Source organism: Agrobacterium sp. ES01 (assembly GCF_050320885.1).
Lineage (GTDB): Bacteria > Pseudomonadota > Alphaproteobacteria > Rhizobiales > Rhizobiaceae > Allorhizobium.
Genome location: NZ_JBNQTH010000012.1, coordinates 1 through 13,223, shown reverse-complemented (window position 1 = coordinate 13,223; position 13,223 = coordinate 1). Strand labels below are relative to the sequence as shown.

The window sequence follows — 13,223 nt, the reverse complement described above, 5'->3', positions numbered from 1 at the left end:
GCGCGCCTCCTCAACGGTTCTGCGTGAAGGTGAAGGCGGACTGCAGCGCGTACATGACCCGGTCGAGCGCAAAGCCGATGATGCCGATGGTGAAGACGGCGACCATAATGCGGGCGAGCGAGCTGGAAGAACCATTCTGGAACTCGTCCCAGACGAACTTGCCGAGACCCGGGTTCTGGGCGAGCATTTCAGCGGCGATCAGCACCATCCAGCCCACGCCCAGCGACAGACGGAGACCCGTGAAGATCAGCGGCAGGGCAGAGGGCAGCACCAGCTTGCGGATCGTGGTGCCGGTTGAAAGCTGCAGGACCTTGCCGACATTGACGAGATCCTTGTCGATCGAGGCGACGCCGACAGCGGTGTTGATCAGGGTGGGCCACAGCGAACAGAGTGTGACTGTGATGGCGGAAATCACCATCGATTTCGGAAGCCAGTCGACCGGATCCACGTAGAGGGCGGAGATCCCCATGGTGACGATCGGCAGCCAGGCGAGCGGTGAAACCGGCTTAAAGATCTGGATCAGCGGGTTGATGGCGCCGTTGAAACTCTTCGAGAGACCCGAGGCAATGCCGATCGGAACGGCGATCAAGGTGCCGACCAGAAAGCCGAGCGCGACGGTCAGGAGCGATGTGCCAATCTGGTCGATATAGGTCGGCTTGCCGGTATAGGCGCGGTTCTTGACCTTGTCCGGCTGGCCATCGGCGACCAGTTTGGCGTTACGCTCATCCTGACGGGCGTAGAAGGCTGCGGCCTTCTCGCGTTCATTGAGGTAATCCTGCCAGAGCGTACCGACCTGTTCGGCAACCTGCGCCGGGCCGGGAATGGTACCGAGCGAGGTGTGGACGCGTGGCGCGAGCGTACCCCAGAGCAGCAGGAACGCCAGGATGCCGACGAGAGGGATGATCAGGACGCGCTTCAACTCCGAGAGCTGCTCGCCGACATTGTCTCCGGCTGCCATCCGGAGGATGGGCGTCACCCAGGCGAGGCCGAAGGCATCCAGCCAGCGGGCGGCGCGGTTGATCCGCTGGAAGAGGCGCTCACGGCGCTCAACCTTGGAAAGGTCGGGGGGGCTAAGGCTTTCAGTCGCATCGGTCATGGTTTTAGTCCCTGGCCATGGTTGGCATTGATCTACTGGTACTCATGATGGGGAGGCCGGGGCGCGGAGATGCGCGCCCCGGCTCATCTCGATCAGCCGCCGACGATCTCGGAGCCTTCGATCTTTTCCTTGCCCTTCAGGCCGATGGAGAGGCTGTCGATGTAGGCGTTCGGCTTCTTCCCGTCGTAGCTCACGCCATCGATGAAGTCGGTGGTGGCCGGCTTGTAGCCATCGGTGCCGAAGGGGAAGTCTTCCTTCTTCGCGTTGCCTTCCTCGACCAGCAGTTCTGCGGCCTTCATGTAGAGGTCGGGCTTGTAGACGGACTTGGCAGTCTCGTCGTACCAGCTGTCATCCTTGAACTCGGGGATCTGGCCCCAACGGCGCATCTGGGTCAGGTACCAGATCGCGTCGGAATAGAAGGGATAGGTGGCGTTGTATCGGAAGAAGACATTGAAGTCGGGAACTTCCCGCTTGTCGCCCTTCTCGTATTCGAAGGTGCCGGTCATCGAGTTGGCGATGACCTCCGCATCGGCGCCGACATATTCGGGCTTGGACAGGATTTCGACGGCTTCAGCGCGGTTTGCGTTGTTATCGGCATCCAGCCATTCAGCCGCACGGATCAGGGCCTTGGTCAGCGCGAGCGTCGTGTTCGGGTTCTGCTCCGTGAACTCGGCGGTCAGGCCGAAGACCTTTTCCGGATTGTTCTTCCAGATCTCATAATCGGTGATCACCGGAACGCCGATCCCCTTGGCGACGGCTGCCTGGTTCCACGGTTCACCGACACAATAACCGTCGATCGTGCCGGCTTCCAGCGTTGCCGGCATCTGCGGTGGCGGGGTGACGGAGAGCAGCGCGTCGGCCTTGATCTGGCCTGCGACTTCGGTTGGCGAGTAGAAGCCCGGGTTTATGCCGCCGGAGGCGAGCCAGTAACGGAGCTCGTAATTGTGGGTCGAAACCGGGAAGACCATGCCCATGTTGAAGGGCTTTCCCTGCGACTTGTAGCCATCAATGACGGGCTTCAGCGCATCGGCCTTGATCGGGTGCTGCGGCTTGCCAGCGGCGCCGGCGGGAACGTTCTTCTTCATCTGTTCCCAGACGGCATTCGACACAGTGATGCCGTTGCCGTTCAGATCCATGGAGAAGGGCGTGACGATATGGGCCTTGGTGCCGTAGCCGATCGTGGCTGCCAGCGGCTGGCCGGCCAGCATGTGGGCGCCGTCGAGCTCGCCGGTGATCACCCGGTCGAGAAGGACCTTCCAGTTGGCCTGCGGTTCAAGCGTGACATAGAGACCTTCGTCTTCGAAGAAGCCCTTTTCCTTGGCAATCGCGAGTGGCGCCATGTCCGTCAGCTTGATGAAGCCGAGCTTGAGCTCGTCCTTCTCAACATCGAGCATTTCGGCATTTGCAGCGCCGGCCGTGAGCATCGCGACCATCGACACATGACAACTCATAAGCGCATGAAGGCTGAGTTTGCGAAAAGTCATAGCGTTCCCCTGATTAGCTTTATTGACGGTGACATTCGGAAAAACGAAAAAACGCCGCGTGCTTTCCTGCGGGGTCCTGGCGGGAGGAGCCGGACAGCAAGAAGCCTGCGACGTCATTGTCTGATGGTTATCTGCGCCTTTAAGGCGCTCATCCGTCCCTCGATCGCCGTTGACCGTGGACATCGGTAGTAAAGCAAAGGCCGTGCCAGTTTCACCTGGCGGTGGTTAAGCCTGTGAAAAACAAGCGCTGTTTTAACCGGAGATGCGACCGCCTCTCGACGGCCATAAGATCAGCCTGCTCGTTCGAAGGCCTGACTTTCGGTGCAAATGCCTCAAGTTTGTGCACCGCAGCGCATCAGCTATCCGAAATCCTCGGCCTCGACGATAAGCTTGATCGGACCGGAAATCGCTCGACGTAAGCCTGGACATCATCCGGATCAAAGCGCTTGCCATCCATGAAACCCTCATAGCCGCCATCGCCCTTCTCCCTCGCCTCGTCCGGCAAGGCGGCGCCCTGTCCCAGCGCTTCCAGATATAGGTCCGGCCGAAAAGCGCTCCGCGCATTTGTCATGCCTTCAACGCTGAAGTCCGCCTGGCCCCAGCGAAGCATCTGGCTGTAAATCCAACTTGCCTGATCTGGCCTCGGATGGTTGGCGGCCCCGCGATGGAAGAGGAAATAATCCGGGACGACGCGTTTCGTGCCCTGCGCATCGAGACTGAACTCACCATTCAATACGCGGCGAATGATGCTGGTTGGCGCTGCGATGTATTCCGGCCCGCTCAGGATCTCGGCAAGCTCGTTGTGGTGAGCGGGGTCATCGCACCAGCGCGCCGCCCGATCAAGTGCAACGATCAGACGGGAGACCGTGTCGGCATTGGCATCGGCCCAGTCGGGGCGCATGCCGAGCACCTTCTCCGGTGCCAGCGGCCAGATATCCTGCTTGGCCGCAACGATCCTTCCCGTGCCTCGTTCCGACGCAATCATGTTCCAGGGCGCCCCGACGCAGAACCCATCGATCGCGCCGGCCGCGAGCGCATCCGAAGTCAGCGGTGGCGGAACCACCACAAGCTTCACGTCCCGGTCCGGATCGATGCCGCCAGCCGCCAGCCAGTAGCGGAACTCATAGTTATGCGAGGAGAAGGGATAGGTCATCCCGAGTGTAGGTACCGTCTCGCCGCGTGCCCGCATATCGGCAAGCAAGGCCGCCAGAGCCTTTGCATTGGCAAGCGCATCCGCGTCATCGGCCAGCCCCGTCAAAGACTTCATCCGTTCGAAGATGCGTGCCGAAAGCGTGATGGCATTGCCACCACGACCGAGGCAAAAGGGCGCGATGGTCGGCGAGGGATTGGATCCAAGCTCGAGCATGGATGCGACGGGCATCGGCGAAAGCATATGCGCAATGTCGAACTGGCGGAAGGCAAGCCGATCGCGAACATTGGCCCAGGTCACATCCCTGACCAGTTCGAGGCGCAATCCCTCCCTTTCAGCGAAGCCAAGCTCCGCCGCGACGATCAGGATCGCGGCATCCATCAGCGGGATGTAGCCTGCCCTGAGTGTCCTCTGCTCCTTGCCACGCACAGACGCTGGCGCATGGATGGCAGTGTCGCCGGATTGGGTTGAAACCATATCGCTCACCAGTATTCTCCGATCCATGCCGCGCTCACAGCAGCAGTCCCGCAGCCGTCACGACGCTTTGGGCGATGTCGGCCAGCTTCTTCTTCTCATTCATTGCGGTCTGTCGAAGCAGAGCGAAAGCCTGCTCCTCGCTCAAGCCCCGCATTTTCATCAGGATGCCCTTTGCGCGCTCGATGACCTTCCGTTCCTCAAGCGCATTGCGCGCTTCGACCAGTTCTCGCTGAAGGCGGCTAAAGGCATTGAAGCGGCTGACCGCCATGTCGAGGATAGGCTTGATCCGCTCTTTCTTCAGCCCATCAACCACATAGGCCGACACGCCGGCATCGACGGCAGCCTCGATTGCGGCGGTGTCCGAGCGATCAACAAACATCGCGATCGGCCGCGAGATCATGCGGGTAAGCTGGAACATATGCTCCATCATGTCACGATTGGGGTTTTCAATGTCGATGATGATGACATCAGGATCCATCGTCTCGACCAGCCGCGCGACACCCTGCATTTCATGGATCACCCGGACTTTCATATGCCCGGCTTCGTTCAGCCCCTCTTCGATGATCGAGGCCCGAATGGCATTTTCGTCAATGACAAGGATCGTTAGGTCGGTGGAGGATTTTGACATGTTCACGCCGCGGTTGCCACACACAACAACGAGAGCCGCGTGATGCTCAGACATCTCACTGGATCCACTGCTTCGCCCAAAACGCGCCGTGGCTTCCCTGCAACTGCATGAGTGGTCGTGTGTACGGACAATGCGGTCTCCCACTTACATCTTCCTGGAGACATGCAATTCTCACGCCAGATATCTCGACCGATCTCTGCAGATGGTATGACAACGCCGAACTGTTCGGAAGGTGGAGGAGTATTCCAGATGGTGAAGCAATTCCCGATGCCATCGAGAGGATGAGGCGAGAGGGGCCTGTTGCAAATTTTTGTGGTTGACGTGCTGTTGACCACAGCGGTGGAAATTTCGCTCCCGATGTAGCGGAGCGTAGCCATGATTCTGAATGCCATTGCCGAGAAGTTGAAGCGCCAGTCGAATGACGATTTCAAGGGGCGGCATTTCGAAGCGTGGCTGATCGTGCAGGCGGTGACCTGGTAATTGCGTCACCGCTCAGCTATCGAGATATCGAGGAGATGTTCCGCGAGCGCGACTTCGAGGTCGACCACAGCACCATCGATAGGTGGATCCTAGCCTATGCGCCTGTGATCGAAAAGCGACTGCGCCAATTTCGCCGACCGCATTGTGGCTCAGTCAGGATTGACGAGGCCTACGTCAAGATCCGGGGCAAGTGGCGATACCTGTACCGCGCCATCGACAAGTACGGAAACCCGATCGACTTCTTGCTCACAGCAAAGCGCGATCTCGACGCTGCTAAGCGCTTCTTTCGCAAGATGCTCAAAGATGAACCGCTCCTGTCACCGGGGAAGATCGGGACAGATGGTCACGCCCTACTCTGGCGAATCTAAATGTATGTGCGAGCCGATCGCCGCTGATCTCGGCGGAAAGATGCCCGGCCCTTCGGGTTGGCTGAAACGGGCCGCCTGATCGACCGGCCATCCGACTCCGTTTGAGCCAACAGAACTGATTCCATTTAGAAATGAACGGCTCTAGCAATGAAAGCACATCAATTGCCGGCTCGGGCGGCAATGGCGGGGGTACAAACGCCCGCACTGTTTCACTGGCAGCGACCGTCTCGACGAAACGACCCAGGCGGTTTTTGGATTGGGAATCAGACATAACCAAATATCAGCCCCGCGCCTTATTTAAGCAAGACGCATTTCATTTAATTAATCGACAGACTTAGATAAGCGCGCTTAATTAACGCGCCGACTTGAGCTCTTGGGCTTTGTTCCAGGCGACATTGGCGTCTAATACGATGAACGGGTGCCATCAGAAGTGACACGCCCGATACATGCTTTGTTAAAGCTCGCCTCATATTTCCGCTCGCCCTCGGCACTGTTGCCTAGGGAAACGGAATGAGCATGCCCAAACACGATCTTTCATCACGTCATTTTCAGCGAAAAATATCCCAATTCTGCGAACTGCGTATCGCGCCGATCACATCCAAGCGGGTGCTGGAGAACATCCGGCCCTTCCTGATGAGCTTGATCATCTATCGGAGATCGCCCCCGCTCAGGAGCGGCCAACTCGACTGGACGGCTATAGGCCAGGTCTGCGATGTCGAAGCTGAGCTGACTGCAGGACTGAAAAAGCAGCTCCAGCCAGGCCTGGACGCAATCATCCGTTGGCTAGACGGACCGCCAGCAGTCGAAGAACAACGGCCACCAAATCCGACCGCTAGCCCGGACAAAATGGCGCCCACCAAAAAAGCAGCCTCCGCGCCTTCAACCAGAAAGCCGCGACGTGCAACGGCCGATGGCATCGTTTTCCCATCTGAATCGGCGCCAGGTGGGCCTGCTCCAAAACCGATCAGCCCTTTCCCGGAACCACTATTCGACGCGACAGAGGACCCGGTAAGCTTTCAAGATGCATTGGTTTATCATATGCGTCGGTTCGGCGAAACCTATTGGCAGCTTTACCGCGCCGTTGCTCATCTGAATGAAACCTTCGACAATAAGACGCTGCTATCCTGGATCCAGGGAGAGCGTGTGCCTCGATCCGTTGCCAGTTTCAATATTCTCCGCCGCATCGAGCGACGCTATCGGCTTGCAGAAGGATATTTCAAAGAGAAACTGCCGCATCAGGCGCGCTCGCTTTATGGTCACGATCTCGGAGACATCAGCCCATCTGAGCGTCGACGGATTTCATTACACCTACCCGAGGACTTCAACAGCCTGCCCTTTACCAAGCGCGAGGAGATCCTCGATTGGGTGCGCCGGGTGATCATTTCCGGCTCTACGGAATATCGCCGCTATCAGGCGGCGGCCAGCAAGCAGCGATATGCCATCCGCTTTCCCGGCGTCACCTATGGCAGCAGCTTTCTTTCCTCTCGATCGTTGGCCTCGGCGGTCGGCGCCAATCAGAACGTTGCCGCAGAACTTGATGATCCTGATCTGCTCTCTGGCGTTATCTACGCACCGCCGAGACTTGCCATGGAAATGGCTGATCTCATCCGCTTCAAGACTTCGACGCTGACGGCGATTGGGTTCCAACGGAACGGCGTCTGGGGTGAAGAAACGGCCTCCCAGAAGATTGAGCACCTCGGTTTGATGTTTGGTGCGCTTGCTGCCTCGCCAAACGGTGTCGTGAAGGGTTTTGGTGTGCCACTCAGCCGGTTGAGCTTCGGCCTTCTCGTCTTTCCCGGTGTTTGGGACTGGTATCTGCAGTGGCGAGAGCAGCGACGTGGCTTCTACACCAAGTGGGAAGAGGACATGCTGATGGTCGCCCAAGCCCTATCTCGCGCGGAAGTCGGTTGGATCCGGCAGCATCCGGAGCTGCTTCGGAATGTCAGGCCAATTGCGGGCCTGATTGAGCAGGAAGAAATCGATTTCGCGGCTCGCGATTGGCATGGCGCCTGCGATGCGTTTCACCGACATGCCGCTAACCGTTCCAAGGAGATCCAGCGCGTGATGCGCGTGCATCGCGATCCATTTGAACCGATCATGTGCGTACTCGAAGCGGACAGCCCGCTGGCGGAATATCGCAAAATCACGGACGAGATCGTGAGACGTATGCCGGATGAGGCCAGATATCCCCGACCGGCCGCCGAGGCCGTTAGATCATTCCTGTTGCTTCGCCTGGGACTGCACCTTGGGCTCAGGCAAAAGAACCTTCGCCAACTTCGTGTCTGCCCCCGCGGACACTATCCGACGTCAGAGCGCCGGCTGGAGGATTTGAAATGCGGTGAGCTGCGCTGGAGTGATCGCGACCAAGGGTGGGAGGTCCTTATCCCGTCGGTCGCATTCAAAAACTCCGGTTCATCCTTCTTCGGACAGAAACCATTTCGGCTGATATTGCCGGACCTGCTCGACCTCTACCAATATCTCGATGCCTATATCGACCGTCATCGTGGTGTCCTTCTTGGAGGCGCCAGAGACCCCGGAACGCTGTTCGTCAAAACGGTGAAGACCAACAGCACCGATGCAGCTTACAACTCGACCACGTTCTACGAAGCTTGGAGGACAGTCATCCAACGCTATGGAATTTACAACCCTTACACCGGGCGTGGTGCCATCAAAGGCTTGTTGCCGCATGGCCCCCATAACCTGCGGGATATTCTCGCGACGCATATTCTGAAGCAGACCGGATCCTACGAGCAGGCGAGCTACGCAATTCAGGATACACCCGATGTAGTTCAGCAGCACTACGGTCGCTTCCTTCCGCAAGACAAAGCCGCGCTGGCCGCAAAGATCCTCAATCGGGTTTGGGAAGCTGCGTAGGATCGAATGAGATGCTCGGCTCGGATACTCAGGACTGTTGTATCTGGGCCGAGCGTCCTCGTCTTCACCTTGATGATATTCGAACCTAAGACCAGCTATATAAGTTGACGTTAAGGCACTGAATGCTTGAGATAATGCCCTTTGCATTGGGCTGAAAGCAGCGAGAATCTAGATATGGATCAACTCGATAATCTCGCCCGACGTTTCCGCGACGCGATTGAGGCGACGCCTCGCAGCCAGTTGCCGATCACTGTGCAATCGTCCCCACATGGTGCCTGCGGAGACGCGACACTACTGTTAGGGCATTTTCTCAAATTGCAGGTTCTAGGCACCTTCGATTATGTGCTTGGCGAGAAAGGCGACCATACCCATGCGTGGATCCAGCATGGCGATATCATCATCGACATCACAGCCGACCAGTTTACAGAGATCGACCAAGCGGTAATTGTCGCCGCAAATTCGGTCTGGCATGAGCAGTTTACAGCCAGTGTCCTCCATGAGGCGGACTTCATGATTTACGATAATTACACTCGGGCTACTTTAGGAGCGGCTTACCATTCGGTCATGCAGCAATTGGAGGATATTCTCCCGCCTGTTCTGGAGGACTAGCATGGATCTGCTAATCTTGCTTTCCCAACGCACACTGCTGCCGGGCTTTGTCGGTCATATTCCGACAAAGCCCGGACAGGCATCACGGAATTCTCTATTACCCAAGTCCGCAAATCAAACACGCTCTGGTTCTGCTGAGATAGGAGCAAGCTTTTGAGCTGGGCGAGGGGTTGTTGCGTCCGATCTCTGGAAACAACCACGCCAAACCATATCGCCGGCGTGCTTGACAAGATGACAGGCACGAATCCGGCGCCTACTGCTGAGCAACACTCGGCGGCAATCCACCATTCGCGCTATGGTCCATTCAGGTGCTGCTGTGGCTCTTGATCACTATGTCTCCCAAGTCCATCTGAAGAATTTCTACGCTCCAGCGCTCGGGGAGCGCATGTATGCGATGAAGAAAACGGACTTGAAGCGCTATACCTGTGACGCCTATAGCCAATGTCGCATCGAGGACGGCAGCACCAACCCCTATCTGCAGGAACCCCGCGTCATTGAGGAATTCTTGCACGGCGTGGAGCCAAGGTACAACTCTGCTTTGGTCAAGCTGCGAGAAGGTCGACTCGATCCCGAATCCGTATTCGCGATTGCCGGCTTCGCTGCCTATGTCCAGGGATGCGCGCCTGGCGGTATGCGCATCCATTCGCGACCGCTTCAGGAAACCGTCGCCGTGACAACCGCCATGCTTGAAGAATCGGGTATGCTTCCGCCGCCACCCTCCGTGTTCAGAGGCAAGACGTTGGCCCAGCTGTTGGACAGCGAGGAAGTCTTGGTGACGGTCGATCCCAAGTATCCGCAATCCATGGGGATCACCAATATCCTTCGTAGTACGTCGATCTGGGGAAATTCATGCTGGGACATTCTTATTAATGAGAATCCATCAACACCGTTTTTCACAAGCGACTATCCGCTTGCAATCGAGCCTTCGGGGCGAGCTGGTATAGTCAACCGGATCCTGCCTCTTGCACCCAGTCTCGCCATCCGCATCCTGCCGGACCTCGAACAACGAGGCCGGCTGGATTTAAGGTTTGCGAACCTGAGAACCCGTAGGATCAACATTCGGCGCCAAGATGCAGCGGAGATCAATCGCCGGATTGTACAATGCGCGGAGAGCGTGGTCTACTTCTCGGAGGATCTGCCTTGGATCCCGGGGTTCGTCGAAAAACACCGGTGGTTCAAGATTGAGCCAGAAATCTCGCGGATACCACAGGGTGGCGGCCAGATGATCGTCTCTACACTGCGGATTTCGAAAGCCGCCCCGGCAAAGATTGATCAAGTTAAAAACTAAAAACCCGACATAAATTTATAATCGCGACCAAATTGCGAATGCGGGCAACGCTAGGGCGTGGGATCGAAAGTTTATCACAGCGCCTTCGACCGTTACGACATGCAACGGCGATTCGTGGTGTCAATAGTTCGATTTCTGGAATAAACAAAATGAAGGTGGAAAGAGGCGGTCACCAGCACTAAGCGACGTACTTGAGGTTGCATGTATCATTGCCCCTGCTATGACTAAAACCTTAAAACACATAAGATTTGGCTCGAGCGCAGGGCTGCAATGCAGGCGACATTGATTTCTTTACAAGACGCGGTGAAAGACCTACCGTCCGCTAGGATCCTGCTAGCGCACGAATTCGAGAACGGACCACGGATTGATCCCCTCAAGATCATTCAGACCTATGAGGCCAGCGAGTGGGAAACGTTCATCGACGAATGGGTGCATTCTCTCAAATCTACTTATGTCGGCGTCATGCGTCCGACCGGCGCTGGTGACAAGGGAATAGACATTGCCGGCTTCTGCGACGCGGACAAGCTGGTCGGCACTTGGGATAATCATCAGTGCAAGCATTATAGTGCCCCCTTGGGTTTCAGCGTAGCCGCTCCAGAAATCGGAAAGATCCTTTGGTATTCGTTCTCGGGCGTATACAAAGCCCCGAGAGCATGCCGCTTTATCGCGCCGAAAGGGGCCTCTACGTCGCTATCCCTTTTGCTGACCAACGCGGATAAGCTGAAAACGAAGGTAATCGCGGAATGGGACAAATCCATCGCCGGAAAAATCACCTCACCCGGTCCGGTCAAACTGGAAGGCAAATTTCTCGACTACGTCAGTAGTTTCGACTTCAGGATCTTTTCTGCTGAACAGCCGCGGACAATCATCGAGGCTCATGCCAAAACGCCCTACCATCTTAGTCGATTCGGTGGTGGCCTGCCGTCGCGTCCGCAACCCGACGCTGTCCCAGCCGAGGTCGAGGAAGCTGAGACGACCTATACAAGCAAGCTCCTCGACGCCTACTCAGAGCATAAAGGAGAGGCGGTCGCAACCGCCTCGCAGCTAGACAAGTTTTCCACGTTGAAAACCCACTTCCAGCGATCCCGTGAGGCATTTTATCATGCCGAGTCACTGCGGGTGTTCGTGCGCGAAAAGGTGGAGCCCGGAACTTTCGAAGGATTACAAGCCGAGATACTGGATGGTATCCAGGACACCTATGATGGGGAACATCCTGACGGTTTTGCAAGAGTGGTGGCCGTGACCGAAAAGGCGCAATCCATCGCTCTCGATGCGCACCCGCTTAACAAAAGCGCCCTGCCCAAGGATCGCCGGGGAATTTGTCACCAGCTCGCGAACGATGGGAAGCTGACATGGCGACGCTAGTGTCCTCAGCCTCCGCTTTCAATGGTCCGCTCGAAACCGGTGTGAGGGCGGTCTTTGTGCTGCACGCGCATTTTCCGCGAGCAGTAGATCTGAACCGGCTGACCGCCATGGACTACCTTGTCGTGAGAACCAGCTTAGTCGACGGTCCAGCGGACTTGCATCCGCCGACCCCGATCATGTCGCCTGTCACTCAGGTTCGAAGGAAGTCCGTGCAATCAGCTGTTGCCTTGATGATGTCACGAGGGCTCATCGAGCAGCTTGCTGACGAAAGCGGGATACTGTTTCAGGCGGGCGATAATGCTGAATTCTTTGTCTCCGCGCTGCAGACGCCATACCTGCAGCAATTGTATGAGCGCGCCCAATGGCTCGCAGGCCATTTCGAGAATTACAGCGATGAGGGTTTTGACGATCTGATGCGAAATCTCCTCTCGAACTGGGTATCTGAGTTCCAAGACGAAGCGTCCGGGCCGGCATCATGACATATTCAGGCTTCCAGATCCGTCATCTCTCCTTTCACGGCAAGGACAGAAAGCCGGCGATCGTCTCGTTCCAGTCCGGCCTGAACGTCGTCTATGGGGCCTCCGATACCGGAAAGTCGTATATCGTCGAAGCAATCGATTTCATGCTTGGCGGCAAAGGTCCCCTCCCCGATATTCCGGAAGCAAAGGGCTATGAGCGCGTGTTGCTCGCGATCGCCTTCGACGACGGATCGGAAACGACGCTGCTCAGAGGCATGACTGGCGGACAGTTCCAGGCGTTCGAAGGTTTGCATACGTCGATTCCGGATACAGGCGGTAGTACCCTTGGAGAGATCCACAACGAACGCGATGAATCAAACCTCTCTTCTTTCCTCCTGTCAAAAATCGGCCTAGCAGGTAAAAGAATCAAAAAGAATGCGAAAGATGACACCCAAGCCTTGAGCTTCCGCAACCTCGCGAGACTGGCGATCGTCAACGAAGAGGAAATAATCCAGAAGCGTTCTCCGTTGTCGGACGGAAATTACACTGCGAATACTGCGAACACCTCCGTATTCACAATGCTTCTGACCGGTGTCGATGACACCGCCCTTCTATCGCGCCAAGGCACCTCTTCCGAGGAGCAGAAACGTTTGGCGCAGATCGATCTTCTCGATCAACTGATCGCGGAAGCTCAAAAGCGCATCACGTCGATATCCGGCTCCCGAGATGAATTGGCCGATCAAGAGGACCGGCTCACGAAGGCGATGGACAATCGCGTCGAGCAACTCGCGTTCACCGAGGAAAAGTTCAAAACGATCTCGACCAAGAGGCGGGCGATTATTCAAAAGCTCGAAGCGACCAACGAGCGTTACACAGAGATCGCCACCCTCCTCGAGCGTTTCAATCTTCTGCAACAGCACTATGGTTCGGATTATGAGCGTCTGGT

The 13,223-nt window shown here is 56.8% G+C and carries 10 protein-coding genes and 2 pseudogenes; 7 read left to right on the top strand and 5 right to left on the bottom strand.

Annotated elements, in window-relative coordinates; translation table 11 throughout:
* Positions 1–10: 10 nt before the first annotated feature.
* The 4 genes from ACQQ2Q_RS21605 to ACQQ2Q_RS21590 all read right to left on the bottom strand — a co-directional run bounded on the left by ACQQ2Q_RS21605 (position 11) and on the right by ACQQ2Q_RS21590 (position 4,835).
* The gene (locus tag ACQQ2Q_RS21605; RefSeq protein ID WP_428189203.1) at positions 11–1,096 is read right to left on the bottom strand and encodes an ABC transporter permease; all 1,086 of its coding nucleotides are present in this window, start codon (positions 1,094–1,096) and stop codon (positions 11–13) included.
* A 92-nt stretch (positions 1,097–1,188) separates the two neighbouring features.
* Positions 1,189–2,547, bottom strand: coding sequence for a CmpA/NrtA family ABC transporter substrate-binding protein (locus tag ACQQ2Q_RS21600; protein ID WP_428189231.1), 1,359 nt, complete (start codon positions 2,545–2,547; stop codon positions 1,189–1,191).
* A 388-nt stretch (positions 2,548–2,935) separates the two neighbouring features.
* On the bottom strand, positions 2,936–4,216 hold the full coding sequence (locus ACQQ2Q_RS21595) for a CmpA/NrtA family ABC transporter substrate-binding protein (RefSeq protein ID WP_428189202.1): 1,281 nt from the start codon (positions 4,214–4,216) through the stop codon (positions 2,936–2,938).
* Between the two features lie 25 nt (positions 4,217–4,241).
* Positions 4,242–4,835: an ANTAR domain-containing response regulator gene (locus ACQQ2Q_RS21590; protein WP_428189230.1), complete on the bottom strand. Its 594-nt coding sequence runs from the start codon at positions 4,833–4,835 to the stop codon at positions 4,242–4,244.
* A 375-nt stretch (positions 4,836–5,210) separates the two neighbouring features.
* Here ACQQ2Q_RS21590 and ACQQ2Q_RS21585 point away from each other — a divergent pair.
* Positions 5,211–5,659 (top strand): annotated as a pseudogene (locus tag ACQQ2Q_RS21585) (IS6 family transposase); the annotation flags it as partial.
* A 163-nt stretch (positions 5,660–5,822) separates the two neighbouring features.
* Here ACQQ2Q_RS21585 and ACQQ2Q_RS21580 read toward each other — a convergent pair.
* Positions 5,823–5,954, bottom strand: a pseudogene (locus tag ACQQ2Q_RS21580) (Fic family protein); the annotation flags it as partial.
* A 239-nt stretch (positions 5,955–6,193) separates the two neighbouring features.
* On the opposite strand from ACQQ2Q_RS21580, the gene ACQQ2Q_RS21575 reads away from it, so the two are divergent.
* From ACQQ2Q_RS21575 to ACQQ2Q_RS21550, 6 genes are all read left to right on the top strand, one after another.
* Positions 6,194–8,557: a hypothetical protein gene (locus ACQQ2Q_RS21575; protein ID WP_428189201.1), complete on the top strand. Its 2,364-nt coding sequence runs from the start codon at positions 6,194–6,196 to the stop codon at positions 8,555–8,557.
* Positions 8,558–8,731: 174 nt separating this feature from the next.
* Positions 8,732–9,166 (top strand): hypothetical protein, encoded by a 435-nt coding sequence (locus ACQQ2Q_RS21570; protein WP_428189200.1) that lies wholly within the window; start codon positions 8,732–8,734, stop codon positions 9,164–9,166.
* 316 nt (positions 9,167–9,482) lie between these two features.
* On the top strand, positions 9,483–10,454 hold the full coding sequence (locus ACQQ2Q_RS21565) for a DUF4238 domain-containing protein (RefSeq protein ID WP_428189199.1): 972 nt from the start codon (positions 9,483–9,485) through the stop codon (positions 10,452–10,454).
* 270 nt (positions 10,455–10,724) lie between these two features.
* Positions 10,725–11,819: an ABC-three component system protein gene (locus tag ACQQ2Q_RS21560; protein ID WP_428189198.1), complete on the top strand. Its 1,095-nt coding sequence runs from the start codon at positions 10,725–10,727 to the stop codon at positions 11,817–11,819.
* Positions 11,807–12,298, top strand: a complete 492-nt coding sequence (locus ACQQ2Q_RS21555; protein ID WP_427142581.1) for an ABC-three component system middle component 2 — start codon at positions 11,807–11,809, stop codon at positions 12,296–12,298. Before ACQQ2Q_RS21560 ends, ACQQ2Q_RS21555 begins: the two co-directional genes overlap by 13 nt.
* A partial coding sequence (locus ACQQ2Q_RS21550; RefSeq protein WP_428189197.1) for an AAA family ATPase occupies positions 12,295–13,223 on the top strand: 929 nt, incomplete at its 3' end. The genes ACQQ2Q_RS21555 and ACQQ2Q_RS21550, both read left to right, overlap by 4 nt.

Coding starts and splice junctions, on each gene's coding strand:
- ACQQ2Q_RS21575 (WP_428189201.1), top strand. CDS start 6,194: ATGAGCATGCCCAAACACGATCTTTCATCACGTCATTTTCAGCGAAAA.
- ACQQ2Q_RS21605 (WP_428189203.1), bottom strand. CDS start 1,096: ATGACCGATGCGACTGAAAGCCTTAGCCCCCCCGACCTTTCCAAGGTT.
- ACQQ2Q_RS21560 (WP_428189198.1), top strand. CDS start 10,725: ATGCAGGCGACATTGATTTCTTTACAAGACGCGGTGAAAGACCTACCG.
- ACQQ2Q_RS21570 (WP_428189200.1), top strand. CDS start 8,732: ATGGATCAACTCGATAATCTCGCCCGACGTTTCCGCGACGCGATTGAG.
- ACQQ2Q_RS21600 (WP_428189231.1), bottom strand. CDS start 2,547: ATGAGTTGTCATGTGTCGATGGTCGCGATGCTCACGGCCGGCGCTGCA.
- ACQQ2Q_RS21555 (WP_427142581.1), top strand. CDS start 11,807: ATGGCGACGCTAGTGTCCTCAGCCTCCGCTTTCAATGGTCCGCTCGAA.
- ACQQ2Q_RS21590 (WP_428189230.1), bottom strand. CDS start 4,835: ATGTCAAAATCCTCCACCGACCTAACGATCCTTGTCATTGACGAAAAT.